This window comes from uncultured Stenotrophomonas sp., assembly GCF_945952405.1.
Taxonomy (GTDB): Bacteria; Pseudomonadota; Gammaproteobacteria; order Xanthomonadales; family Xanthomonadaceae; genus Stenotrophomonas.
The window spans coordinates 1-22,587 of sequence record NZ_CAMFIA010000025.1; the positions used below are offsets into that span (position 1 = coordinate 1).

A 22,587-nucleotide genomic window follows, 5' to 3' on the forward strand; every position below is an offset into this window, starting at 1 on the left:
CTTCCACGCCGGCTCCCGCGGCAACCGCGCCGGCCGCCGGCGCCGCGCCTGCGGCGCCGCGGCGCGTGGACGAAGGACGCACGATCATGCAAGCCGGCATGGTTGAACGCGAAGGCGGCGACCAGATACTCGACAGCGCCACGCTGCGCCACGAAGCCGACACCGGCAGCGCAGCCGGCGACGCAGCGACGAAGCCCCCGCTTCCTCCGATCTTCCAGTGCACCGACAGCCAGGGGGGCAGCTACCTGCACGAGTACGAGGCCGCGCCCGGCCGCTGCGAACTGATGACGGTACAGGGCCTGGGCGGCGCCACGCCGGTCAATGCGGCCGGCTGCGAAGTGATCCGCGACCGTTGCGAGGAACTGCCCGAAGCGCAGCGCTGCGGCAGCTGGCAGCAGCGCCTGCGCGATGCACGCGGGCGGGAGCGCTTCGCCACGCCCGGCAACCGCGACAGCGCGCGCGGCGAACGCGAACGCCTGCAGGGCGTGCTCGAAGCCAGCAGCTGCCCGGTACCGGGCTGACAGTGGGGTTGCCGGCCAGCGGCCGGCACTACCCGCGGTCCGCTACAGGGCTGACACCTACCGGTAGTGCCGGCCGCTGGCCGGCACCAGCGAAAGATCAGAACCCGTAGCGCAGGAAGCCGCCGTCGACGGCGATGCACTCGCCGGTGACATAGCTGGCCGCCGGCAGGCACAGGAAGCCCACCGCCGCAGCCACTTCCTCCGGCTCACCAATGCGCCGCATCGGCGTGCGGTTGATCACTTCCTCGTAGTAATCCGGGTCCGACAACGGACCGGAGGTACGCCGCGTGCGGATGTACCACGGCGCCACCGCGTTGACCCGGATGCCATCCTCGGCCCACTCGACGGCCAGGTTGCGGGTCATCTGGTGCATTGCCGCCTTGCTCATGCCGTACACCACGCCACTGCGCACATGGGTCAGGCCGGACACGCTGCCAACGTTGACGATGGACGACGACGCGTGCCGCGCCAGCAGCGGGTGCGCATAGCGCGACAGCTCGAAGGCCGAGAACAGGTTGGTCTCGAAGATCTTGCGCCACTCGTCCTCGGCGTACTCGGTGGCCGCCTTGGTGACGTTGCCACCGGCGTTGTTGACCAGGATGTGCAGGCCATCGCTGTGGTCTTCCACCCAGTCCAGGATCTGCCGGCGGTCTTCATCGTCGGAGACATCGGCCGCCAGCGCGTGCACCTGGTGCTGCGGATACACGTCCAGCAGTTCGTCGCGCGCGGTTTCCAGCATGTCGATATCGCGGCCGACGATCATCAGGTCGGCACCGAGGCCCGCCAGTTCATGCGCGATGGCCAGGCCGATGCCGGCGCTGGCGCCGGTGATCAGGGCGGTCTGGCCGTCCAGGCGCCACCGTTGCTGGGTCATGTGTCCTCCGGGGCCGCGCCCGCTGCATTTCGATGCCGCAAGGATACGCGCTCACGGCAGCCCCCTGCTGGGGATGCGACACTGCACGCACGCCCACCGCGGAGAGCCGCCATGCGCATCCTGATCCTGTCCACGCCGCTGCTGGCGGCCGTGCTGCTGGCGGCCTGCCAACGGCCACCGACGCCGAACCCGGAGAAGCCGCCGGTACCGCGCGCCGCGTCGCGTGCGATGCATGAGCCGCTGGAACGTGCCAAGGCCGTGCAGAAGACCGTCGATGACGCTACCGCGCGCGAGCGCCAGGCCGAGGCCGACGCGACGCAGTGATTGATGGGCCGCCGCCCATGAACGGAAACGCCCGGCCAGGGCCGGGCGTTCCGCTGCCTGACAGGTCCACGCCCTGCGTGGACCCGCTCAGTAGATCCACGCCATGCGTGGATGGGCTTCGGCTCAGAATCCGCAGAAGCAGTACGCCAGCGCCTTCACCGGCGCGCCGTTGCCCTTCTCGCGTGCCGCATTCTCGACGAAGCGCAGCTGCGTATCCACTTCCGGCATCGTGCGCGCCAGCATCATCCGCGCCATGCCCGAATCGGACAGCATCCAGGCGCCCGCGCGGCTGCCGGCGAAACCGCTGACGAACTGCGCGAACGGCGTCGCCGCCTTCTCGATGTAGCGCACGCGGTAGGCGTCGGCCTTGCCCAGCTTGGCGCGGTTGGCGGCATCGGCCACCGCATCCTTCAGGCCACCGAACGCATCGACCAGGCCGCGTTCCTTGGCCTGTGCACCGCTCCACACGCGACCACGCGCCACCTCGTCAACCGCTTCGACCGGCTTCTTGCGGGCGTCGGCGACGCGACCGGTGAAGTCGGCGTAGCCCTTGTTGATCACGGTCTGGATGACCTGGCCGACGGCCGGGTCCATCGGGCGGGTCACGTCGAAGGCACCGGCGAAGCGGGTGGTGCCGACACCATCGGTATGCACGCCGATCTTGTCCAGCGCGCGGCTGAAGTTCGGGACCATGCCGAAGATGCCGATCGAACCGGTGATGGTCGACGGATCGGCGTAGATGCGATCGGCATTCATGCTGATCCAGTATCCGCCCGAGGCCGCCAGGTCGCCCATCGACACCACCACCGGCTTGCCGGCGGCCTGCAGGGCCACCACTTCGCGGCGGATCTGTTCGGAGGCGAACACTTCACCGCCCGGCGAATCCACGCGCAGGACGACCGCCTTCACGTTCTCGTCGTCGCGCGCGGCGCGCAGCAGCGCCGAGGTCGACTCGCCACCGATGCGACCGGCCGGCAGGTCACCACCGCTGATCTCGCCTTCCGCCACCACCACCGCGACCTGCGGACGCGAGTCCACCGGATTGCGGCGGGCGTCGAGCAGCGCCAGGTAGCGGCCGAAGTCGACGTTGCGGAACCCGCCATCGGCGTCGTCGTCGGCCACGCCGCGCTCGATCATCAGATCCTCGAATTCCTCGCGGGTCTTCAGCGCCGTCACCAGCTTCTGCTGCAGGGCGAACTTGGCCAGGTCGCCACCGGCGGCAGCGATGCCCTCCGGCAGCGTGTCGATGCCGGCGGCCAGCTGTGCCGGATCCAGGCGGCGCGCCTTGGCGATGTCGGCCAGGTAGCGCTGCCACACATCGCTCATCCAGAACAGGTCGGCCTCCTTGGAGGCCGGCGAGGCGGCGTCGAGCACGTACGGCTCGGCGGCGGACTTGTACTCACCTACCTTGAACAGGTGCACGTCCACGCCCAGCTTGTCCTGCAGGCCGGTGCGGAAGTACTGGCGGTAGCGGCCCAGGCCCTCGAGCACCACCGACCCCATCGGGTCCAGGTAGACCTCGTCGGCCTGTGCGGCCAGCAGGTACTGCGACTGGCCCATGCTTTCGCTGTAGGCCACCAGCTGCTTGCCGGAAGCGCGCAGGTCCTGCAGCGCGGCGGCGACTTCGCGCAGCGAAGCGAAGCCCGACGGCTGCAGCTTGTCCAGCTCCAGCACCACGCGCTCGATCTTCTTGTCTTCCTTGGCCGACTCGATCACCCGCAGCAGGTCGCGCAGCTGGATCTCTTCGGCACCGTTGTCACCCACCGCCTTGGCCAGCGCGCGGCTGACCGGATCGGCGCTGAACTGCTCGACCAGGCGGCCTTCCGGCGCGATCACCAGGGTGGTGCGGTCCTGCAGCGCCTTGCTGGCGCCGGCGCCCATGCCGGCGGCGATGACGAACATCACCAGCAGCAGGAACAGCAGGCCGAAGAACACCAGGTTGAGGATCAACCGGCGGGTGAAATTCATGACGTCCCACAGCCCGATGAAGAAACTGGCGACGGGGTTGCGACGCGCCGGGGGCAGCGGGGGCACGGGTTGATTCATGGAACGCTCCGGATGGCTTCTTGCCGTGGTGCCAGCATAGCCGGTGCCGCGTGATGCAGCATCGGACACAAGTCAGGGGACCGGCCGCCACAGGGTGCCGTGGCGGCCGGGGGGATCAGGACAGCGCCGACTGGCCGATGCGCAGGCTACTGCGGCGCAGGCGCCAGCCCATCAGGATGGCGGCGGCGGTCAGGCCGACGATCAGGCCGATCCACATGCCTTGCGGCCCCATGCCCATGCCCAGGCCGAGCCCGGCGCCGAGCGGCATGCCCAGGCCCCAGTAGGCGAACATGGCGATGAACATCGGCACGCGGGTGTCCTTCAGGCCGCGCAGCGCGCCCGCCGACAGCACCTGGATACCGTCCGGGAACTGGAAGGTGGCCGCGTACAGCAGCAGGGTCGAGGCCAGCCCCGCCACTGCCAGGTCGTTGGTGTAGACCCCGACGATGGCGTCGTGGCCGAACAGCAGCACGGCCGCCGACAGCGTCTGCGTACCCATGATGATCGCGTAGCCGGCCCAGGCCGCGCGGCGGACGCCGAAGCCATCGCCGCGACCGACCGCATGGCCGACGCGCACGGTGGTGGCCTCGGCCACGCCCATCGGGATCATGAAGCACAGCTGCGCGACATTGATCGCGATCTGGTGCGCCGCCGCTTCATTGGCGCCGAGGCGACCGATCAGCAGCGCGGTGACGATGAACAGCCCGCCCTCCATCAGCACGGTGATGCCGATCGGCAGGCCGGTGCGCAGCAGCTCCCAGATCGCCTTCCAGCGTGGGCCTTCGAAATGCGAGAACAGCTGCAGGTGGGCGAAGCGCTTGGTGAACCACAGGTAGGTGGCGAAAGCGATCGCCTGCAGCCACATCATCACCGCCGAGGCGATGCCCAGGCCTTCGGCGCCCATTTCCGGGAAGCCGAGCTTGCCGTTGGCCAGCACATAGCCCATCGGCGCCAGCACCAGCAGGCCACCGAAGCCGAGCAGCATGGTCGGCAGCGTCCAGTGCATGCCCTCGCTGAGATAGCGCATGCAGAAGTACAGGGTCAGCGCCGGGCCACCCCAGCGCACCGCATGCAGGAACGCGGTCGCGCCGGGCACGATGTCCGGCGCGATGCCGAACGCCGGCAGCAGCGGCGGCACCACGGTGAGGAAGGTGAACATGATCAGGCCAAGGCCCAGCGCCAGCCACAGCGCCTGGCGGAACAGCGGGCCGATCTCACGCTCGCGGCCCGCGCCGTGCAGCTGCGACACCGAGGCGGTGAGCGAGATCAGGGTGCCGATCGGAATCAGCATCGGCAGCCACAGCAGCGCGGTGCCGATGGTCACTGCGGCCAGGGTCGCAGTGGCGTGGTGGCCGGCAATCACGTTGTCGACGAAGGAGATCAGGCCGGTGGAGACATGCCCGAGCACAAGCGGCAGGGCAAGCAGACCGGTAGCGCCGACTTCCTTGCTGAAGCGCGGCGTGGAGGTTGCGTTGGACATGGGTGCAGGACGCGAACTGCGGTTGCGCGCGAAGGGCACAGGCACCGGGTTGCGGGCGCTCATCTTACGCGCGCAACGCGCGCATTCCCATGACATCGCGTGAACGCCAGCGTTCCCCCCCAAAAAGGGGACGGAGGGGATTAAGTCGTTTCAGGCCCACTGTGCCGAATACGACTTAATCCCCTCCGTCCCCTTTTTTACTGGCCGGCCTGGCGCTTGAGCCAGGTGTCGCGCTCGGCGGGGGGTACGGCGAGGAAGGCGCTGCGCACCGTGTCGCGCTGCTGCGGTGGTGTGCGCTGGGCGACCAGGGTCAACTGCGCCAGCTGCGCCGGACTGAGCTGGCGCAGCACGGCCAGCGCCGCCTCGCGCTGCTCCGGCGGCACGAAGCCGAACAGGCCGTGCAGCTTGGGGAACTCCAGGCCCAGCTGCGGGCCCAGCCGCCAGCCTTCGCGGAATGCCTGGTCCTGTGCCTGGAACTGCTGTCGCAGGCGCTGCTGCTGGTCGGCGGGCAGTGCGTTGAATCGCGCCGCCGCCTGGCGGATGCGTTCGCGCTCGCCTTCCGGCAAAGCGCGCCAGGCCGCGTAATCGGCGCGGCGCTGGCGTTGCTGCTGGGCATCGAGCTGGCTGAACGTTGCGGGGGCGGGGGTCGCCGCCGGAGCCGGTACTGCCGACGGCGAGGCCGGCATCGGCGGCGGCAGCGGGACATTCAAGGTCTGCGGCGCGGCCGACAGCGACAGCGGCAAGGCCAGCAGCAGGCTGGCGAGTACGGTCTTATTCATCGGCAGCGGTGGTTTCCAGCGTGGCGCTGGCCGGCTCGGGCCGGCTCGGCCTGGATTGCGATTCGTCCACTGGCAGCGGACCACCGGCAGCCGTCCACGCATACAGATCGGCGTCGGCGACGAGCGGATAGTCGCGGTCGGCCAGCATGGTCGCGTCGTCCGTAGCCTGGGCCGGGGTCGCATCCGGCGTGGCGTTGACCTTGCTCGGCGGCAACGCTTCGACCGTGACCGGACCCGCCTCGCCGACCACGCCTTCCGGCAGCGGTGCATCAGCGCCCGGCGAATGCCCCTGCCAGTAGCGCCAGCCCAGCGCCGCAGCCAGCAGGACCACCACCGTCACCAGCAGGATCAGCGGGCCGCGCCAGCGCGGCTTGGCGCTGGAGCGGCGGCGCTTGCCGTTGGCGGCGGCACGCTCATCACGCTGCGGCGCACGCCAGCTGGACGCCGGGGCCTCGTTGCTGGCAGCCGGTGCGGCCGGTTGTTGCAGCTGCTGCAGGCGCTTGGCCGGCAGGTCGCGGATGCGTAGCTGCACCTGTTCGGCCAGCTGGCGCCAGGCCGATGCGTCGGGCTGGCCGTGTGCATCCCGGGGACAGGCGTCGGCCAACAGGTGCTGGTAGCCCGCCTCGTCCTGGTCGAGCACGCGCGTGGCAATGCCTTCGTCCAGGCTACCGCCCACCCGCAGCAGCAACGCCAGGCGCGGCAGTGGCGCCATCCCGCCCAGCGCGGCCAACGGCGGCGCCCACTGGCCCCCTACCGGCTCGCGCAGGGCCTGGCGCTGGCCGAGCAGGGTCCAGAAGCGGGTCGGCCATTGCGCCATCGGCAGGTCGCTGGCGACCGCGGCAAAGGCGCGCATCACTGCCACCAGCGTCTGCTCGGCGCGGGCGGCATCGCCGCACTGCAGTTCAGCCACCACCAGGGCACGGCGTTCGACGCCACGCAGGAACGCCGACAGCGCGCCGGCCGCGGTCGAGGAAACAGGGGCGGGCACAGCCGTCATCGGTCACTCCAAAGGTCTGCCGGCATGATAGCGGCAGGCCATCGGCGCCCGGCAGGACTTGCGCCCGCAGGCACTTCGTGCTGCAGGTTGTGCACAGCACCACGCCCCCCTCGGGGAAAACTGGGGCATCCAGCTGAATTCACTCTGTTTCAGCATTGTTTCACACTTAAGCTATTGATTTTAATGTCTTTTAGTATGTGGCGATTTTTTGACCAACCCAAGCGTGAGGCCGTCGCCATCGGCCTCCTGGGTTCCCGTCGACCGGTAACGCACAACGTTATCCACAGAACATGTGGATAAGACTGAATCTCCAATGGACACCGATATTTAGGTGACATTTATGATTCAACGGGCGTGCCGAGGCCGCCCTGCGCCGCGCCATTCGCGCGCGCATGGCCCGTTACACTGGCCCGATGCTTTCACCGATTCCGACCCTGCAGGTCGCCCTGCCCGTCCCCCTGCCCCGCCTGTTCGACTACCTGTCGCCGGAAGGTGCGGCCCCTGCGGTGGCGGTCGGCTGCCGCCTGAAGGTGCCGTTCGGCAACCGCGAACTGATCGGCGTGGTGGTCGGCCACGGCCAGACCGCGGACGGCCAGGGGCTGCGCCAGGCCTTGGCCTGGTGCGACCCGCAGCCCCTGCTGCAGGGTGAGCTGTGGCAGAGCCTGCAATGGCTGTCGCGCTACACCCACGCGCCACTGGGCGAGGTCCTGAGCACTGCCCTGCCCGGTCCGCTGCGCCACGGCGAAGCGCTGCCGGACACCCATCACTGGGGCTGGCAACTGACCGCCGAGGGTCGGCAGCAGCGTGGCAAGCTGCGCGCGGGCAGCCGCCCCCGGCAACTGGCCGAGCTGCTGGCCGAGGCCATCGTCGATGAAGACGTGCTGGGCGAACGCATGGAGGATTGGCGCAGCGCCGCGCGCAGCCTGGCCAAGCGCGATCTGGCCGAGCGCGTCGCACTGAGTGTGGCGCCACAGCACGCGCAGCCGCTGCCCGGCCCCACGCTCAACCCGGACCAGGCCGACGCGGTGGCGGCGATCAACGCCGCCGAGGGCTTCCAGCCCTTCCTGCTGGATGGCGTGACCGGCAGCGGCAAGACCGAGGTCTACCTGCAGGCGATCATCCACTGCCTGGCGCAGGGCCGGCAGGCCCTGGTGCTGGTACCGGAAATCGGCCTGACCCCGCAGACGCTGGCACGCTTCCGCGGCCGCCTCGGCATTGCCGTGCATGCGCTGCATTCCGGCTTGAACGACAACGAACGGGCGCGCGTCTGGGCCGCCGCCTCGCGGGGCGAAGCGCGGGTCATCGTCGGTACCCGCTCGGCCGTGTTCACGCCGTTGCCGCAGGCCGGCCTGCTGATCGTCGACGAAGAACACGACGGCAGTTACAAGCAGCAGGACGGCATCCGTTACCACGCGCGCGATTTCGCCCTGGTGCGGGCCAAGGCGCTGGGCATTCCGGTGCTGCTGGGCAGCGCCACGCCCTCGCTGGAGACGCTGCACAACGCCTATGCCGGGCGCTACACCCACCTGCGCCTGAAACAGCGTGCCGGTGATGCGCGGCCCCCGCGCGTGCGCATCCTCGACGTGCGCAAGCGGCCGCTGCACGACGGTCTTTCGGCCGATGTACTGGCCGGCATCGGCGAGCATCTGCAGCGCGGCCAGCAGGTGCTGGTATTCAAGAACCGCCGGGGCTATGCGCCGGTCCTGCTGTGCCACGACTGCGGCTGGACGGCGCCCTGCCAGCGCTGCGACGCGCCGATGACCGTGCACGGCGGCGGCCGCCGCCTGCAGTGCCACCACTGCGGTGCGCGGCAACCCGCACCGCTGGCCTGCCCGGCCTGCGGCAGCCTGGCACTGCAGCCGCAGGGCATCGGTACCGAACGCCTGGAAGAGCACCTCAGCGCAGCCTTCGCCGATTTCCCGGTGGTGCGCATCGACCGTGGCACCACCGCGCGCCGCGATGCGCTGGAGCAGCAGCTCGCACGGCTGGGTGACCAGCCGGGGATCCTGGTCGGCACGCAGATCCTGGCCAAGGGCCATGACCTGCCGAAGCTGACCCTGGTGGTGGTGGTCGGCATCGATGAGGGGTTGTTCTCGGCCGATTTCCGCGCCAGCGAGAAACTGGCGCAGCAGTTGATCCAGGTGGCTGGCCGCGCAGGCCGCGCGCGTGATCCCGGCGAGGTCTGGCTGCAGACCCACCACCCCGGGCATCCCTTGCTGGAAACCCTGGTGAATGGCGGCTACCACCCGTTCGCACAGGCCGAACTGAACCAGCGCCAGGCCGCTGGATTCCCGCCCTTCGCGCACCTGGCGCTGATGCGCGCCGAGGCACAGCAGGTGGAGCATGCCAATGCCTTCCTGCTGGCGGCACGGCAACTGCTGGGCGAACAGAACGTGGTCGAAGCCTATGGGCCGATGCCGGCGCCGATGCCGCGTCGTGCCGGCTACCAGCGCACGCAGTTGCTGCTGTCGGCGCTGCAGCGGCCACCCCTGCATGGCGTGCTGGCGCAGCTGGTGCCGCAGTTGTACGCCCTGCCGGAGGCACGCAAGGTGCGCTGGTCGCTGGATGTGGACCCGACCGACCTGTATTGATCCGGCAGAGCACTGCCGAGCATGGCTCGGCACTACTGTGGAGCCGAGCCAACGCCTGTGGAGCCGAGCCAACGCCCGGCTGCGTTTCAGCAACGGGCAGTGCTTACGTCAGCGGGGTCATCACGCCGCGCTGGTACGCCGGCCGCTCGCGCAGGCGGGCATACCAGTCGGCCAGGTGCGGCAGCTGCGGGCGCTGGATCGGCAGCTCGAACCAGGCGTAGATCAGTGAACCCAGCGGGATGTCGCCCATCGCGAAGGTCTCGCCGGACAGCCACGGCTGCTTGGCCAGGGTCGCATCGGCCATCGCCAGGTAGTCCCCGGCGCGCACGATGGCGGCGTTGATCCGTGCCTCGTCGCGGTCGGCCGGCGCGGTGCGCATGATGCCCCAGACCAGGTCGCTGTACAGCGGCGCCATCCGCGACGTGCTCCAGTCCATCCACTTCTCGGCCTGGGCGCGCTGCATCGGATCCTCGGCGTACAGCGTGCCCAGTGCATAGCGCGCGCTCAGGTAGCGCACGATGGCATTCGATTCCCACAGCGGCAGGCCGTGATCTTCAATGACCGGCACCAGGCTGTTGGGGTTCATCGCCTGGTACTCCGGCGTCTGCGTCCCGCCGTGGCTGCCACCGACTTCGATGGATTGGTAAGGCAGGCCGATCTCTTCGGCACACCACAGCACCTTGCGGACGTTGCTGGAATTGCGACGGCCCCAGATCTTCAACATGCGGGTTTTCCTGGCTGGCAATGCGAGCGGCAACGATACGCCTGATCGGAGTGGGTGTGTGGGTGGCAGATGCGGGATCTGGCACCTGGGCGTTGCCGGCCAGCGGCCGGCACTACCGGGTCCTCTCCGGCCAGCGGCCGGCACTACCGTTGTCCTTGCCGGCCAGCGGCCGGCACTACCTGTTCTTTTTTGGCAGCGCGCGCACGTAGGAGGACTTGCCGTCCTTCTTCAGCTCGAACAGACCGATCGCCGCCAGCAGGTCGCTGAGCTTGCCGTAACCGTAGTTGCGCGGATCGAACGACGCCTGGTTGCCGATCTGGCTGCCGACCGGCCCCAGGTGCGACCAGCCATCCTCGCCCTCGGCCGAGGACACCGCGCGGCGCAGCATCTTCACCAGCCGCGTGTCGCTGCGCATCTCCGCACCACTCTTGCGCGGGCGCGCGTCATCGCTGGCGACCGGCTCGTTCGCGGCCTGCTCGCTCGAGGCCTGGTCGGCATCCGGCACGCTGGCATGGGTCTGGCCCAGTGCCTCCAGGTAGGTGAACTTCGAGCACGCGTTGACGAACGGTTCCGGCGTCTTCTTTTCGCCGAAGCCATACACCTTCACGCCATCGGTCAGCAGACGCATCACCATCGGGGTGAAGTCCGCATCGCTGGAGACGATGGCGAATCCATCGAGGTTGCGCGCATACAGCAGGTCCATGGCATCGATCACCATCGCCATGTCCGAAGCGTTCTTGCCCTTGCTGTAGGCGAACTGCTGGATCGGGCGGATCGCATACTCGTGCAGCACTGCTTCCCAGCCCTTCAGCCGGGGGCTTTTCCAGTTGCCATAGGCGCGGCGCACGTTGGCCACGCCGTAGCGGGCGACTTCGGCCAGGACCTCGTCGATCTTCGACGCCGGCGCGTTGTCGGCGTCGATCAACAGGGCGATGCGCTTTTCCGGTTCGCTCATGGGCTCCTCACGGGCCGTTGCCTGAACCCGAGTATCGCCGATCCGCAGCGGCGCTGACGTGACAGGCTGCCGGCATGCGAAACTGCCAGGCGCTTCCCCCAATGCCCCCACTGGAGTGAGTCGATGAGTCGCGAGCGCGTTCCCCACCTGGTCGTTGTCGGCGGCGGTTTTGCCGGTCTCTGGGCCACCCGTGCCCTGGCCCGCGAGCGCATACGCATCACCCTGGTCGACCGTCGCAACCATCATCTGTTCCAGCCGCTGCTGTACCAGGTCGCCACCGCCGGCCTGTCGGCGCCGGACATCGCCGCACCGCTGCGCCACATCCTCGGCCACCAGCGCAACGTGGAAGTCCGCCTTGGCGAGGTGGTCGCCATCGACAAGCAGGGCCGGCAGATCCGCATGGCCGATGGCAGCACGCTGGACTACGACAGCTTGCTGCTGGCCACCGGCGCCACCCACGCCTACTTCGGCAACGACCACTGGGCCGATGATGCCCCCGGCCTGAAGACCCTGGACGATGCCATCGCGTTGCGCCGCAAGCTGCTGCTGGCCTTCGAACGTGCCGAGGCCGAACCGGACCCGGCGAAGAAGGCGGCATGGCTGAGTTTCGCCATCGTCGGCGGCGGCCCGACCGGCGTTGAACTGGCCGGCACCCTGGCCGAGATCGCGCGGCACACGCTGCGCAACGAGTTCCGCCATATCGATCCGGCCAGTGCCAAGGTGCGGCTGGTCGAGGCCGGCCCGCGCGTGCTGTCCTCGTTCCCGGAAGTGCTTTCGCTGAAGGCGCGCCGGCAGCTGGAAAAGCTCGGCGTGGAGGTGCTTACCGGCACCCCGGTGAGCAGCATCGACAGCCAGGGCTTCATGCTCGGCGAGCAGTTCGTGCCGGCGCGCACCGTGGTGTGGGCCGCTGGCGTGGCCGCGTCCCCCCTGGCGCGCACGCTGGAGGTACCGCTGGACCGTGCCGGACGCGTGCAGGTGCAGCCGGACCTGACCCTGCCTGATCACCCGGAACTGTTCGTGGCCGGCGATCTGGCCGCATTGAACCAGGCCAACGGCAAGCCGGTACCCGGCGTCGCACCCGCCGCCAAGCAGATGGGCAAGTACGTCGCCGACGTGATCCGCGCACGTCTGCATGGCAAGGCCACGCCCGGGCCATTCAAGTACGCCGACTACGGCAACCTGGCCACCATCGGCCGCATGGCCGCCATCGTGCACCTGGGCCGGCTGCAGTTGTCGGGCATCCTGGCCTGGTGGTTCTGGCTGGCCGCGCACGTGTTCTTCCTGATCGGCTTCCGCAACCGCATCGTGGTGCTGTTGAACTGGGCGGTGGCGTACTGGAGCTACCAGCGCAGCGCGCGCATCATCTTCGGTGATGACCAGGACGACCGCCGGCCGAAGCGCTAGGGTTTCCCGCAGTCTTTCCGGGGGGTCGGATCCTTGTCAGCAGGAAAGGGATCCGGCCGCGGCAACCTCATCCACGCTTGGCGTGGATCTACTGCGCCTTCGGCTTCGGGTACCAGAGCGCGTTGACGATGACCCAGCGCTGCTCGAAGCGGCCCATGTGGAAGTAGTCGACGAACCACGGGGTTTCCAGCCGCACCGAGGCGGCATTGCCGGTCACGTCCAGCACCGTGCAGCGCCGGTCCCATTGTTCCTTCGGGGTCTTCAGCGCGCCTTGCCTGGTCAGCGAGACCAGCTCTTCCTTCGACATCCGGCGCAGGCCCAGGCGTTCGTCGGGCGTATCACCCAGCACCGCGCGCTTGGCCAGGTCCGGGTGCAGCGAGCGGGCGACGCGCTGCGGATCGGCCTCCAGCTGGCCGTCGACGTAGTCATGGCAGGTGGCTTCGATCGCCGCGAGCGTGGCCGGGTCGGCAGTGGGGCTTGTGGATGCGGAAAGAGCGAACAGCAGGGCAATCGTGGACATCCGGGTCTCCAGCTCTGGGCGCGGGGCGATCATCGCATGGACATGGCCCCATCCACGCATGACGTGGACCTGCCGTCGGGTCGCGCGTTGCCCGGCCTACAACGGTGCCAGCAGCCAGGCCAGCTTGCGTTCGCGTGGCTGTTGCTTGAGCTGCCATTCGGCCCGTGAGGCGGCCGCGCGGTCCGGGTACTCGCGAACCGCCAGCACACGCAGCGGCGGCCGGGCCCGGGTGTAGCGCGCGCCCTTGCCGGCCTGGTGGGCGGCGAAGCGGGCCTCGACATCGACGCTGATGCCGGCGTAGTAGCTGCCATCGCGGCATTCGAGCAGGTACAGGAACCACGGGCGGAGGGACGGGGCCATGACCGGATTATGCCGTGCTGCACTGCAGCGGATATACTGGCGCCCGAATGCAGGAGAGAGGCGCCGCGCTGGCGCCCGCCGAAGGCGCAGGCTCCCATGATCGCTCAGGCCGGTGGGCTGGAATCCCACCAACCATGCATTCGACTCGCCGAGCTGGAGAGAGGTCACCGGGCACGCCCGGGACGATCCGCCGAAGGGGCACGCGGCCCACGCCGCTGAACTCTCAGGCAAAAGGACAGCGGGAGCGGCACCGGTCATCGTCATCCCGTCATTGCGCAGGCAGTGGCGGCAGTCGCGCATGGCCGGCCCCACCGCGCCCGGAGCCTGTCCATGCTGTTGTCCATCATCTACCTGATCGCCATTTCCGCCGAAGCCATGACCGGCGCACTGTCCGCCGGCCGACGCCGCATGGACCTGTTCGGCGTGGTCATGATCGCCTGCGTCACCGCCCTCGGCGGCGGATCGCTGCGCGACATCCTGCTCGGCCACTATCCGCTGGGCTGGGTGAAGCATCCCGAGTACCTCGGCTTCACCGTGTGCGCGGCGTTGATCGCCACCTGGGTGGCACGCTGGATGCACCACTTCCGGCGCACCTTCCTGGTGCTGGACGGGCTGGGCCTGATCGCGTTCACCCTGATCGGCTGTTCGATCGCGCGCGAGGCCGGCCATGCCACGCCCATCGTGCTGATCGCCGGCATGCTGACCGGCGCATTTGGGGGCGTGCTGCGCGACATCCTCTGCAACGAGGTGCCGCTGATCTTCCAGAAGGAGCTGTACGCGATCATCGCGCTGCTCACCGGTGCCGCATACCTGCTGTTGCTGCACTGGGGCGTGGCTGATGCCACCGCGATCCTGTGCTGCCTGGGCGGCGGCTTCGCGCTGCGGCTGCTGGCCATCCACTACCGCTGGGAAATGCCGAAGTTCGTCTATCACGACGAAGTGCATTGAGCCTGGCGTCCGCCGAGCATCGGGTTGCAGGGAATGGAGACCGCGCTTCGCACGGACCGGGCATCGCTCGACGCTACGCAAGAGCGCCCTACACGCATGGCGTGGATCTACTGTGGCAAGCGCATCGCGGGCGGACACATCCACACCACCCCGGCGATGTACCTGGCGCTGTCGCTCATGCGCAGCGCCAGGCGCATCGCCGGTGCGGACGAGCCGGTCTCCAACTCCGACCGGCCCTGATCGCGGCCGCACCCCCGCAGGCGCTGGCCGCCATCCACACACGTGCCGCACGCAGGCGGCTTCCATCACGCAACTTCAATCCAGCGGCCCCGATCAGGCCGCTTCGGACACCTTCACTTCGCGGCGGGCGCGCACGGCCGCAGCCAGCCGCTCCAGCACCGTCACGGTGGTTTCCCAGTCGATGCAGCCATCGGTGATGCTCTGCCCGTAGACCAGCGGCTGACCTTCCACCAGTTCCTGGCGACCACCGACCAGGTGGCTCTCGATCATCACGCCGACGATGCGCTGTTCGCCGTCTTCCAGCTGAACGGCGATGTCCTCGATCACCTTCGGCTGGTTGTCCGGGTTCTTCAGGCTGTTGGCGTGGCTGGCATCGATCATCAGGCGCGTCGGCAGCTTGGCCTTGGCCAGTGCCTGGCAGGCCTCGGCGACGCTGCCCGCATCGTAGTTCGGCTGCTTGCCGCCGCGCAGGATCACATGGCAATCCGGGTTGCCGGTGGTCGAGACGATGGCGGTGCCGCCCTGCTTGGTGACCGACAGGAAGTGGTGCGGGTTGGACGCCGCGCCCACCGCATCGGCAGCGATCTTCACGTTGCCGTCGGTGCCGTTCTTGAAACCGACCGGGCACGACAGCCCCGAGGCCAGCTCGCGATGCACCTGGCTCTCGGTGGTGCGTGCACCGATCGCGCCCCAGGCCACCAGGTCGGCGATGTACTGCGGCGAGATCACGTCGAGGAATTCGACGCCGGCCGGCAGGCCCAGCTTGTTGATGTCGCGCAGCAGGCCGCGGGCGATGCGCAGGCCCTTGTCGATCCTGAAACTGCCATCCAGGTCCGGGTCGTTGATCAGGCCCTTCCAGCCCACCGTGGTGCGCGGCTTCTCGAAGTAGACGCGCATGACGATCTCCAGTTCGCCGGCCAGTGCGTCGCGCAGCGGCTTCAGGCGCTGGGCGTACTCGATGGCGGCGACCGGGTCGTGGATCGAACACGGGCCCACCACCACCGCCAGGCGATCGTCACGGCCGTGCAGGATCTGGTGCAGGGCCGCGCGCGAGGCGCTGACGGTGTCGGAGGCTTCATCGTCACACGGCAGCATCGCCAGCAGCTGGGCGGGCGGTGTCAGCGGTTCGATGGTGCGGATACGCAGGTCGTCGGTGTGCGGGGGCATGGGGGGAGGTCTCCGGAACGTTGGGGGTCCCCAGCGTGGCGGCATGAAAAAAGCCGCCAGGTTCGCTGGCGGCTTTCGGGAATGCGTCTGAAGCTTTCTTCAGGGTGAGCGCAGTCCTTCCTCCGCCAGTGGCTTCGGAAAGTAATACCAGTAAAAGCTGGTGGGGGCTGCGTTCATGGGATCTATTGATAGCACAGCTTTTGCGCAGTGCAAAATGTTTCATCCGCAACTGGGGATCCGGTTCAGCGAGCTGCGCGTCGCCGCCGTGTTTGCGGCAGCCGCCACGCGACATCGCTCATCGGCCATGCACTTCCACATCCAGCAGCAGGCCTTCGTGGATGTCGGCCCAGCGCTCCAGCACGCGATCCAGCTCCTGCCTGGCTTCTTCCAGCTGCTCGGGGTTGAGCAGGGAACGCGCGGTGTAGAGGTCGGAGACCAGCCGCCGCAGGGTCGCTTCCGGAACGGCCACCGACGGCCCCTCCTGCCCGGGCAACTGCAACGCCGGGCTGTCGCCAAGGGGGCCGAACAGCGTGACCTGGAGCTTGCTCTGCATGATCAACTTCCCTGCGGACGGACATGGGCAATGCACTGTGTACCGCGTCCGGGTGACAAGTGCATGTGCCAGCACGGCCTGCGCCTGGCATCCGACGATCTGCCCCGCGCCGTCAAGCCGCGGCCAGGTCTGCCAGATGCTCGGGCAACCCATCTACCGCCCCCAGCGCATGGGTGGTGGTGAAGTAGTCATGCCAGCCGGTAGCCGCAATACCCGTCATCAACGCATCGGCGTCCTGGCGGCTGGCGCAGCGCCAGACCGCGTAGAACTGCTCGCCAATGCCCTGCGCGACGCCTTCCGCGACACGGCCCATCGCCACAGGCGCGATCCGGTCAGGATCGAACTGCTGCATGCCTGCGCCGATGCGCGCGAAGAAGGCACTGCGTTGCGCGGGCGGTAGCGCTACCCAGGCGGGGGTGGCGGTGTAGAGCTCGATCAGGGTGTGGAGCATGTGGTTTCTTCCTTGGGGATTGTGGGGTTGCCGGCCAACGGCCGGCACTACCGTAGCGAGCGCAGGGCCCGTTTGCGGATGCAGGCGTTGGCAGTGCTGTCGTGCTCACGCTGCCAGGCCGCGCAGAACGCACGCAGCCAGCGTGGCTGCGTCTTGCCGGCATCGTTGAGCCAGTTGCCGACCGAGTCCTGCACGTAGCGCTCGGGATCGTTGGCCAGCGCGGCCAGCAGCGGTACTGCCAGCTGTGGATGCTGCTTGAACAACGCGATATGCGTGGCCCACACACCGCGCGGGCGCAGTGCCTCGCAGGCGAAGCGGCGCAGGTACGGCGATGCTTCCTGTGTCCAGGCCTGCAGATGCCCGAGCGCCTGCATCGGTGTAGCGACGATGTCGGCACGCAGCGCCAGCCAGGCCCATTCGCGCACGCCGAAATGCGCGTCATCAGCCAAGGGCCGCATTGCCTGCAGCTTCGCCGCCAGCGTTGCTCCCGCTTCACTGCCGATCAGGTAGCAGGCCCAGCCACGCACGGTGTCGGACGCGTGATCCTGCCAGCACGCCGGATCACCCTGCCCTGCTTCGCGCAGCAGCGTGGCCGCCAGCGCCATGCGCTGGGTGATGCCCTTGCCGGCGGCGGTTCGCATGCGTTGCAGCGTGTCCGGCCCCAGCGCCGGGGCAACCGCCTGCAGCAGTGCGGCGAAATCCACGGCCAGACACTCGGCCAGATGGGTTGCAGCAACGCTGCCGTTGTTGAGCGCCTGCAGGCGGCTGGCGGCGATGGCGCCGCTCACGCGTGGGCCCCGCGGCCGGCGTCGGTGTGCTGCCACACCTTGTGCAGCAGCTGCGAAAGCTGCAGCTGTTCGCCCGCATCCAGTCCATCGAACAGGCCACCGATCCACTGCGTGTGCTGCTCAAACAGTGCTTCGGCCAGGCACGTGCCCTCGGCGGTCAGCATGATCTGCAGGCGGCGGCCATCACCGGCGTCACTGCGCCGCTGCAGCAGGCCCTCGCGCTGCAGGCCATCGAGCAGGCCGCTGATGGTGGCGCGGGTGACCCCGGCGCGCTCGGCCAGCACGTGGGGCGGCAGCGTGCCCCCGGCACCGTGCAACAGGAACAGCACGATGAAGCGCCCCTCGCTGAGCCCGTGCGGCGCCAGCCGGGTGGCGCAGTCGCGGTCGATCGACGAGGACAGCGACAGCAGCCGGAAGCACAGTTGCAGCTGCGCGAGGTTGGCGTGGCCGCGCCGCTGCGCTTCTTCCAGCAGGGCCTGGTGTTTGGCTTCAAACATCACTCGTACCAATATGGTTAGCCACCTAATCATATCAGCAGGATGGCGCCGATGGACGCTCGGCAGGGGGCCATGACGGCGGCGCCGGGCTGGCGTAGCATCGCGCCACGTCCCGCCAGGAGTTCCACGCATGTGCCGTGCCGCCCTGTTGTTGCTGACGCTGTTGCCATTGAGCGTGCTGGCCGCACCGCCGCCAGCACTGCCTGCGCCCGACCGTATCGATGCAGAGGCCCGGCGCCTGATGGCGGCGGCCAGCGCGCGCGGCATGGCCGTTGCGGTGATTGATGGCGGCAAGGTGATCCACGTCGCCGCCTACGGCGAGCGCAATGCGGCGGGTGAGCCTCTGCGCACCGACACCGTGATGTACGCCGCATCGCTGACCAAGATGGCGTTCGGCCATCTGGTCGCGCAGCTGGCCCAGGACAAGGTGATCGACCTGGATGCGAGCATTGCCGAGGCCCTGGACAGGCCGCTGCCCGACTATCCCGCCGAACCGAAGAAGTACGCCGACTACACGGTCCTGGCCGGCGACGACCGCTGGCGACGGCTGACGCCACGCGTGCTGCTGAACCACGCCAGCGGCTTCGCCAACTTCGCGTTCCTGGAACCCGACCATGTGTTGAAGTTCCATTTCGATCCCGGCAGTCGCTACGCCTACTCCGGCGAAGGGCTGATCCTGCTGCAGTTCGTACTGGAGCGCGGGCTGCGGCAGGATGTGGGAGCGCTGATGCAGCAGCGCGTGTTCGACCGCTTCGGCATGCCACGCACCAGCATGACCTGGCGTGCGGACTTCGCCGGCAACCTTGCCGATGGCTGGACCGCTGAGGGCAGCGCCGAGCCACACGACGAGCGCAGCCGCGTGCGCGCCGCCGGATCGATGGATACCAGCATTGCCGACATGGCCAGTTTCGCCGCCGCGTATGTCCGCGGCGAAGGCCTGACGCCGCAGATGCGGCGCGAGATCGTGCGCCCGCAGCGCCCGATCACCACCGCCAGCCAGTTCCCCACCCTGCAGCCGGAGCTGCCGCCAGCGCAGCAGCGCAGCGACCTGTCAGCCGGGCTGGGGGTGGTGACCTTCAGCGGCCCGCAGGGAGCGGGCTTCTACAAGGGCGGCCACGACGATGCGGTGGGCAACACCCTGGTCTGCCTCGAACAGGGCCAGCGCTGCGTGGTGATCCTGGGCAACGACGTGCGGGCCGAGGCCACCTTCCCGGCGCTGGTGGCCTTCGTACTGGGCGATACCGGCGTGCCCTGGCAATGGGAGTACGGCGCGGCCAAGCGGTTCGTCGAATAGCCGTCCTGCGCCCTGCGGCTCCGGCATCCGCGCCTGGCGCGGATGCTCTCTGCGCTCAGCGCGCCTGCTCGAAGAACATCAGGTAGACCAGGCGGCCGTTCTCCGGCCGGTCACCGAACGCCGGGCCGGCGGTGTGCCAGAACCAGGGACGCAGCAGCACCAGCCGATTGAAGCGCATCGGGATGCGCATCGTCATCTCCCACTGGCTGTCGTCGATGCTGTCACGCTCGATGATGTCGCGATGCATGTCGCCGCCATTGGCATAGCCCAGCGCAGCCAGTTCGCGGGCATCCAGGGCCATGCGTTCGGTGTTGGTGCGGCGATGGCGGAAGAACTCGGTACCACCTTCGCAGTGCTCCGGTGCACTCAGGTAGAGGATGCCGGACCAGTGCGAGTGATCGGTATGCACCTTGGCGCGGCCGACATCACCGGCCAGGGTCAGCCGGAACTTGCCATGCGACTGCAGCGGATTGACCGGCCGCAGCGGCTCGTTGACCAGCCGCGAGGCCGCCTCGGACAGGCCGTCCAGTTCCAGCCGCTCAAGCGAGTTGCGGCCCGGGAAAGCGCCCTCCTGTGCCGGATAGGTCAGGCCCAGTGCGGCCTGGCGCAAGCCGTGCGCATCGGCCGGGGAGAGGAAGTCGTCAACGACGATGAACGAGGTAGGCATGGTCGCCGAGCGTAGCGATGCGCTGCGGCGGCGGCAACCGGCAACGAAAAACCCCGCCTTGCGGCGGGGTTCTTCATTGCAGCGGGGAGCAGCGTGCCGGCCACGGCCGACCGCTGCCGGGCGGGACTTAGAAGTCCATGCCGCCCATGCCACCCATGCCGCCCATGCCACCGGCGCCACCCATGGCCGGCTCGTCCTTCTTCGGAGCTTCGGCAACCATGGCTTCGGTGGTGATCATCAGGCCAGCGATCGAGGCAGCGTTCTGCAGCGCCGAACGGGTCACCTTGGTCGGGTCCAGGATGCCGAACTGCAGCATGTCGCCGAACTCGCCGGTGGCGGCGTTGTAGCCGAAGCTGCCGGTGCCTTCCTTGACCTTGTTGATGATGACCGACGGTTCTTCACCGGCGTTGGCAACGATTTCGCGCAGCGGGGCTTCCATCGCGCGCAGGGCGATCTGGATGCCGTGGTTCTGGTCTTCGTTGGCACCCTTCAGGCCGGCCAGCGCGGTGACCGCACGGACCAGGGCAACGCCGCCGCCCGGGACCACGCCTTCTTCAACGGCTGCACGGGTAGCGTGCAGGGCGTCGTCGACGCGATCCTTCTTTTCCTTCATTTCGATTTCGGTCGAGGCGCCGACCTTGATCACGGCAACGCCGCCGGCCAGCTTGGCCACGCGTTCCTGCAGCTTCTCGCGGTCGTAGTCCGACGAGGTGTCCTGGATCTGGGTCTTGATCTGCGCCACGCGTGCATCAACGTTGGCCTTGTCGCCGACGCCGTCGATGATGGTGGTGTTCTCCTTCGAGACCTGCACCTTCTTGGCGCGGCCCAGGTCCTTGATGGTGGCCTTTTCCAGCGACAGGCCCACTTCTTCGGAGATCACGGTGCCGCCGGTCAGCACGGCCATGTCTTCCAGCATCGCCTTGCGACGGTCGCCGAAGCCCGGAGCCTTGACGGCCACGACCTTGACGATGCCACGGATGGTGTTGACCACCAGGGTCGCCAGCGCTTCGCCTTCAACTTCCTCGGCGACGATCAGCAGCGGCTTGCCGGCCTTGGCGACGCCTTCCAGCACCGGCAGCAGGTCACGGACGTTGGAGATCTTCTTGTCGTGCAGCAGGATGAACGGGTCATCCAGGTCAGCGGTCTGCGACTGCTGGTTGTTGATGAAGTACGGGGACAGGTAGCCGCGGTCGAACTGCATGCCCTTGACCACGTCCAGCTCGTTGTCCAGGCCCGAGCCTTCTTCAACGGTGATCACGCCTTCCTTGCCGACTTCCTTCATCGCATCGGCGATGATCTGGCCGATCGACTCGTCCGAGTTGGCCGAGATGGTACCGACCTGGGCGATCGCCTTGTCGTCGGCGGTCGGCTTGGAGATGTTCTTCAGCTCGGTGACGGCGGCCACGACGGCCTTGTCGATACCGCGCTTCAGGTCCATCGGGTTCATGCCGGCGGCAACGGCCTTGGCGCCTTCGCGGATCAGGGCCTGGGCCAGCACGGTGGCGGTGGTGGTGCCGTCGCCGGCGTCGTCGTTGGTGCGCGAAGCAACTTCCTTCACCATCTGCGCGCCCATGTTCTCGAACTTGTCAGCCAGTTCGATTTCCTTGGCGACGGAGACGCCGTCCTTGGTGATGGTCGGAGCGCCGAAGCTCTTTTCCAGCACGACGTTGCGGCCCTTCGGGCCCAGCGTGGCCTTGACGGCATTGGCGAGAACGTTGACGCCGCGCACCATGCGCGAACGGGCGTCTTCACCGAAACGAATATCCTTGGCAGCCATTGCGATTACCTCGATGTTTGCGCCGGGCCGGGCCCGGCGACGAAAAGGGATGTCTTACAGGAAAGCAGGTCGCGCCGAGGCTCAGCCGATGATGGCGAGCACGTCGTCTTCGCGCAGGACCTTGTACTCGACGCCTTCGCTCTTGTACGAGCTGCCGGCGTACTGGCCGTAGATGACCTTGTCGCCGACCTTCAGCGACGGAGCGCGCACGCTGCCGTTGTCCAGCGGCTTGCCCGGGCCGACGGCCACGACTTCACCCTTGGTGGACTTTTCCTTGGCCGAATCCGGGATCACGATGCCGCCGGCGGAGATTTCGTCGGCTTCGATCGGCTTGACCACAACGCGGTCGTGCAGCGGCTTGATGCTCATGAGAGACCTCTTAAGTTATTGATTGGTCTGAAAAAGTCTGGCGATGTTAGCACTCACCCCAGGTGACTGCCAGCATTGCTCGCGAAAAAGCCCGATGAATCGGGAGCAGGACAGAGATGGAGCTGCCCCGGAACCTTTCAAGGCCGATCGCGGAAAAAATTTCTGCCGGCCGGCACGCCGCGATCCGTGCCTCCACGTGAGTGCCTTCACGCCTTCGCCAGGCGATACCCCCGTGTCCGGAATACCGGAAATTTGGTGACT

Annotated in this window: 24 protein-coding genes and 2 riboswitches; of the genes, 7 read left to right on the top strand and 17 right to left on the bottom strand. The window is 68.2% G+C overall.

What is annotated here, in order from left to right:
• Window positions 1-521, top strand: a 521-nt coding sequence (locus Q0P60_RS18345) for a hypothetical protein (protein WP_294996892.1), incomplete at its 5' end; no start/stop codon positions are given.
• A 97-nt stretch (window positions 522-618) separates the two neighbouring features.
• Here Q0P60_RS18345 and Q0P60_RS18350 read toward each other — a convergent pair.
• Window positions 619-1,395 carry an SDR family oxidoreductase gene (locus Q0P60_RS18350; RefSeq protein ID WP_294996894.1) on the bottom strand — a complete coding sequence of 259 codons (777 nt, stop codon included), beginning with the start codon at window positions 1,393-1,395 and terminating at the stop codon, window positions 619-621.
• A 111-nt stretch (window positions 1,396-1,506) separates the two neighbouring features.
• Between Q0P60_RS18350 and Q0P60_RS18355 the strand changes: the two genes are divergently transcribed.
• Window positions 1,507-1,719 (top strand): hypothetical protein, encoded by a 213-nt coding sequence (locus Q0P60_RS18355; RefSeq protein WP_294996896.1) that lies wholly within the window; start codon window positions 1,507-1,509, stop codon window positions 1,717-1,719.
• Window positions 1,720-1,842: 123 nt separating this feature from the next.
• Here Q0P60_RS18355 and sppA read toward each other — a convergent pair whose 3' ends face one another.
• From sppA to Q0P60_RS18375, 4 genes are all read right to left on the bottom strand, one after another.
• Entirely contained in the window at window positions 1,843-3,765 is a 1,923-nt protein-coding gene (sppA, locus tag Q0P60_RS18360) for a signal peptide peptidase SppA (RefSeq protein WP_294996897.1), read from the bottom strand.
• A gap of 115 nt (window positions 3,766-3,880) precedes the next feature.
• Window positions 3,881-5,245, bottom strand: coding sequence for an MATE family efflux transporter (locus Q0P60_RS18365; RefSeq protein ID WP_294996899.1), 1,365 nt, complete (start codon window positions 5,243-5,245; stop codon window positions 3,881-3,883).
• A 197-nt stretch (window positions 5,246-5,442) separates the two neighbouring features.
• On the bottom strand, window positions 5,443-6,024 hold the full coding sequence (locus tag Q0P60_RS18370; RefSeq protein WP_294996901.1) for a DUF3106 domain-containing protein: 582 nt from the start codon (window positions 6,022-6,024) through the stop codon (window positions 5,443-5,445).
• Window positions 6,017-7,021, bottom strand: a complete 1,005-nt coding sequence (locus tag Q0P60_RS18375) for a hypothetical protein (RefSeq protein ID WP_294996902.1) — start codon at window positions 7,019-7,021, stop codon at window positions 6,017-6,019. Before Q0P60_RS18375 ends, Q0P60_RS18370 begins: the two co-directional genes overlap by 8 nt.
• 413 nt (window positions 7,022-7,434) lie before the next feature.
• Here Q0P60_RS18375 and Q0P60_RS18380 point away from each other — a divergent pair, with 413 nt between their 5' ends.
• Window positions 7,435-9,612 (top strand): primosomal protein N', encoded by a 2,178-nt coding sequence (locus Q0P60_RS18380; RefSeq protein ID WP_294996969.1) that lies wholly within the window; start codon window positions 7,435-7,437, stop codon window positions 9,610-9,612.
• Window positions 9,613-9,715: 103 nt separating this feature from the next.
• Here the strand turns inward: Q0P60_RS18380 and Q0P60_RS18385 are convergent, their stop codons facing one another.
• Both Q0P60_RS18385 and Q0P60_RS18390 read right to left on the bottom strand, forming a co-directional pair.
• Entirely contained in the window at window positions 9,716-10,336 is a 621-nt protein-coding gene (locus Q0P60_RS18385; protein WP_294996904.1) for a glutathione S-transferase, read from the bottom strand.
• A 175-nt stretch (window positions 10,337-10,511) separates the two neighbouring features.
• Window positions 10,512-11,291 (bottom strand): NYN domain-containing protein, encoded by a 780-nt coding sequence (locus Q0P60_RS18390; protein WP_294996906.1) that lies wholly within the window; start codon window positions 11,289-11,291, stop codon window positions 10,512-10,514.
• Window positions 11,292-11,414: 123 nt separating this feature from the next.
• Between Q0P60_RS18390 and Q0P60_RS18395 the strand changes: the two genes are divergently transcribed.
• Complete coding sequence (locus tag Q0P60_RS18395; protein WP_294996907.1) at window positions 11,415-12,695, top strand: NAD(P)/FAD-dependent oxidoreductase; 1,281 nt, start codon at window positions 11,415-11,417, stop codon at window positions 12,693-12,695.
• Window positions 12,696-12,783: 88 nt separating this feature from the next.
• Here the strand turns inward: Q0P60_RS18395 and Q0P60_RS18400 are convergent, their stop codons facing one another.
• Complete coding sequence (locus Q0P60_RS18400) at window positions 12,784-13,215, bottom strand: nuclear transport factor 2 family protein (RefSeq protein WP_294996909.1); 432 nt, start codon at window positions 13,213-13,215, stop codon at window positions 12,784-12,786.
• Window positions 13,216-13,311: 96 nt separating this feature from the next.
• Window positions 13,312-13,575, bottom strand: a complete 264-nt coding sequence (locus Q0P60_RS18405; RefSeq protein ID WP_294996911.1) for a GIY-YIG nuclease family protein — start codon at window positions 13,573-13,575, stop codon at window positions 13,312-13,314.
• Between the two features lie 40 nt (window positions 13,576-13,615).
• Window positions 13,616-13,705, top strand: a riboswitch (glycine riboswitch).
• Between the two features lie 13 nt (window positions 13,706-13,718).
• Window positions 13,719-13,822, top strand: a riboswitch (glycine riboswitch).
• A gap of 83 nt (window positions 13,823-13,905) precedes the next feature.
• Here Q0P60_RS18405 and Q0P60_RS18410 point away from each other — a divergent pair.
• Together Q0P60_RS18410 and Q0P60_RS18415 are read left to right on the top strand one after the other, a co-directional pair.
• On the top strand, window positions 13,906-14,523 hold the full coding sequence (locus tag Q0P60_RS18410; RefSeq protein WP_099554504.1) for a trimeric intracellular cation channel family protein: 618 nt from the start codon (window positions 13,906-13,908) through the stop codon (window positions 14,521-14,523).
• Window positions 14,524-14,619: 96 nt separating this feature from the next.
• The gene (locus Q0P60_RS18415) at window positions 14,620-14,763 is read left to right on the top strand and encodes a hypothetical protein (RefSeq protein WP_294996913.1); all 144 of its coding nucleotides are present in this window, start codon (window positions 14,620-14,622) and stop codon (window positions 14,761-14,763) included.
• A gap of 93 nt (window positions 14,764-14,856) precedes the next feature.
• On the opposite strand, the gene Q0P60_RS18420 is transcribed toward Q0P60_RS18415, so the two are convergent.
• The 5 genes from Q0P60_RS18420 to Q0P60_RS18440 form a co-directional block, all read right to left on the bottom strand.
• Window positions 14,857-15,930, bottom strand: coding sequence for a 3-deoxy-7-phosphoheptulonate synthase (locus tag Q0P60_RS18420; protein WP_294996915.1), 1,074 nt, complete (start codon window positions 15,928-15,930; stop codon window positions 14,857-14,859).
• Window positions 15,931-16,225: 295 nt separating this feature from the next.
• Entirely contained in the window at window positions 16,226-16,483 is a 258-nt protein-coding gene (locus Q0P60_RS18425) for a hypothetical protein (RefSeq protein WP_294996917.1), read from the bottom strand.
• A 112-nt stretch (window positions 16,484-16,595) separates the two neighbouring features.
• A complete protein-coding gene (locus tag Q0P60_RS18430) occupies window positions 16,596-16,934 on the bottom strand; it encodes a DUF6616 family protein (protein ID WP_294996919.1) in 339 nt (112 codons plus the stop codon).
• Window positions 16,935-16,981: 47 nt separating this feature from the next.
• On the bottom strand, window positions 16,982-17,722 hold the full coding sequence (locus tag Q0P60_RS18435; RefSeq protein ID WP_294996921.1) for a DNA alkylation repair protein: 741 nt from the start codon (window positions 17,720-17,722) through the stop codon (window positions 16,982-16,984).
• On the bottom strand, window positions 17,719-18,219 hold the full coding sequence (locus tag Q0P60_RS18440) for a MarR family transcriptional regulator (protein WP_294996922.1): 501 nt from the start codon (window positions 18,217-18,219) through the stop codon (window positions 17,719-17,721). Before Q0P60_RS18440 ends, Q0P60_RS18435 begins: the two co-directional genes overlap by 4 nt.
• 130 nt (window positions 18,220-18,349) lie before the next feature.
• Here Q0P60_RS18440 and Q0P60_RS18445 point away from each other — a divergent pair, with 130 nt between their 5' ends.
• On the top strand, window positions 18,350-19,513 hold the full coding sequence (locus Q0P60_RS18445; protein WP_294996924.1) for a serine hydrolase domain-containing protein: 1,164 nt from the start codon (window positions 18,350-18,352) through the stop codon (window positions 19,511-19,513).
• Between the two features lie 55 nt (window positions 19,514-19,568).
• Here the strand turns inward: Q0P60_RS18445 and Q0P60_RS18450 are convergent, their stop codons facing one another.
• The 3 genes from Q0P60_RS18450 to Q0P60_RS18460 all read right to left on the bottom strand — a co-directional run bounded on the left by Q0P60_RS18450 (window position 19,569) and on the right by Q0P60_RS18460 (window position 22,326).
• The gene (locus tag Q0P60_RS18450; RefSeq protein ID WP_294996926.1) at window positions 19,569-20,180 is read right to left on the bottom strand and encodes a DUF6445 family protein; all 612 of its coding nucleotides are present in this window, start codon (window positions 20,178-20,180) and stop codon (window positions 19,569-19,571) included.
• Window positions 20,181-20,307: 127 nt separating this feature from the next.
• Complete coding sequence (gene groL / locus Q0P60_RS18455) at window positions 20,308-21,957, bottom strand: chaperonin GroEL (protein ID WP_294996928.1); 1,650 nt, start codon at window positions 21,955-21,957, stop codon at window positions 20,308-20,310.
• 81 nt (window positions 21,958-22,038) lie between these two features.
• Window positions 22,039-22,326, bottom strand: coding sequence for a co-chaperone GroES (locus tag Q0P60_RS18460; protein WP_049427125.1), 288 nt, complete (start codon window positions 22,324-22,326; stop codon window positions 22,039-22,041).
• Between the last annotated feature and the right edge of the window lie 261 nt (window positions 22,327-22,587).

Bases quoted from the DNA above. Each gene is read 5' to 3' on its own strand.
- Q0P60_RS18350 (WP_294996894.1), bottom strand. From the start codon at position 1,395: ATGACCCAGCAACGGTGGCGCCTGGACGGCCAGACCGCCCTGATCACC.
- Q0P60_RS18355 (WP_294996896.1), top strand. From the start codon at position 1,507: ATGCGCATCCTGATCCTGTCCACGCCGCTGCTGGCGGCCGTGCTGCTG.
- sppA (WP_294996897.1), bottom strand. From the start codon at position 3,765: ATGAATCAACCCGTGCCCCCGCTGCCCCCGGCGCGTCGCAACCCCGTC.
- Q0P60_RS18365 (WP_294996899.1), bottom strand. From the start codon at position 5,245: ATGTCCAACGCAACCTCCACGCCGCGCTTCAGCAAGGAAGTCGGCGCT.
- Q0P60_RS18370 (WP_294996901.1), bottom strand. From the start codon at position 6,024: ATGAATAAGACCGTACTCGCCAGCCTGCTGCTGGCCTTGCCGCTGTCG.
- Q0P60_RS18375 (WP_294996902.1), bottom strand. From the start codon at position 7,021: ATGACGGCTGTGCCCGCCCCTGTTTCCTCGACCGCGGCCGGCGCGCTG.
- Q0P60_RS18380 (WP_294996969.1), top strand. From the start codon at position 7,435: ATGCTTTCACCGATTCCGACCCTGCAGGTCGCCCTGCCCGTCCCCCTG.
- Q0P60_RS18385 (WP_294996904.1), bottom strand. From the start codon at position 10,336: ATGTTGAAGATCTGGGGCCGTCGCAATTCCAGCAACGTCCGCAAGGTG.
- Q0P60_RS18390 (WP_294996906.1), bottom strand. From the start codon at position 11,291: ATGAGCGAACCGGAAAAGCGCATCGCCCTGTTGATCGACGCCGACAAC.
- Q0P60_RS18395 (WP_294996907.1), top strand. From the start codon at position 11,415: ATGAGTCGCGAGCGCGTTCCCCACCTGGTCGTTGTCGGCGGCGGTTTT.
- Q0P60_RS18400 (WP_294996909.1), bottom strand. From the start codon at position 13,215: ATGTCCACGATTGCCCTGCTGTTCGCTCTTTCCGCATCCACAAGCCCC.
- Q0P60_RS18405 (WP_294996911.1), bottom strand. From the start codon at position 13,575: ATGGCCCCGTCCCTCCGCCCGTGGTTCCTGTACCTGCTCGAATGCCGC.
- Q0P60_RS18410 (WP_099554504.1), top strand. From the start codon at position 13,906: ATGCTGTTGTCCATCATCTACCTGATCGCCATTTCCGCCGAAGCCATG.
- Q0P60_RS18415 (WP_294996913.1), top strand. From the start codon at position 14,620: ATGGCGTGGATCTACTGTGGCAAGCGCATCGCGGGCGGACACATCCAC.
- Q0P60_RS18420 (WP_294996915.1), bottom strand. From the start codon at position 15,930: ATGCCCCCGCACACCGACGACCTGCGTATCCGCACCATCGAACCGCTG.
- Q0P60_RS18425 (WP_294996917.1), bottom strand. From the start codon at position 16,483: ATGCAGAGCAAGCTCCAGGTCACGCTGTTCGGCCCCCTTGGCGACAGC.
- Q0P60_RS18430 (WP_294996919.1), bottom strand. From the start codon at position 16,934: ATGCTCCACACCCTGATCGAGCTCTACACCGCCACCCCCGCCTGGGTA.
- Q0P60_RS18440 (WP_294996922.1), bottom strand. From the start codon at position 18,219: ATGTTTGAAGCCAAACACCAGGCCCTGCTGGAAGAAGCGCAGCGGCGC.
- Q0P60_RS18445 (WP_294996924.1), top strand. From the start codon at position 18,350: ATGTGCCGTGCCGCCCTGTTGTTGCTGACGCTGTTGCCATTGAGCGTG.
- Q0P60_RS18450 (WP_294996926.1), bottom strand. From the start codon at position 20,180: ATGCCTACCTCGTTCATCGTCGTTGACGACTTCCTCTCCCCGGCCGAT.
- groL (WP_294996928.1), bottom strand. From the start codon at position 21,957: ATGGCTGCCAAGGATATTCGTTTCGGTGAAGACGCCCGTTCGCGCATG.
- Q0P60_RS18460 (WP_049427125.1), bottom strand. From the start codon at position 22,326: ATGAGCATCAAGCCGCTGCACGACCGCGTTGTGGTCAAGCCGATCGAA.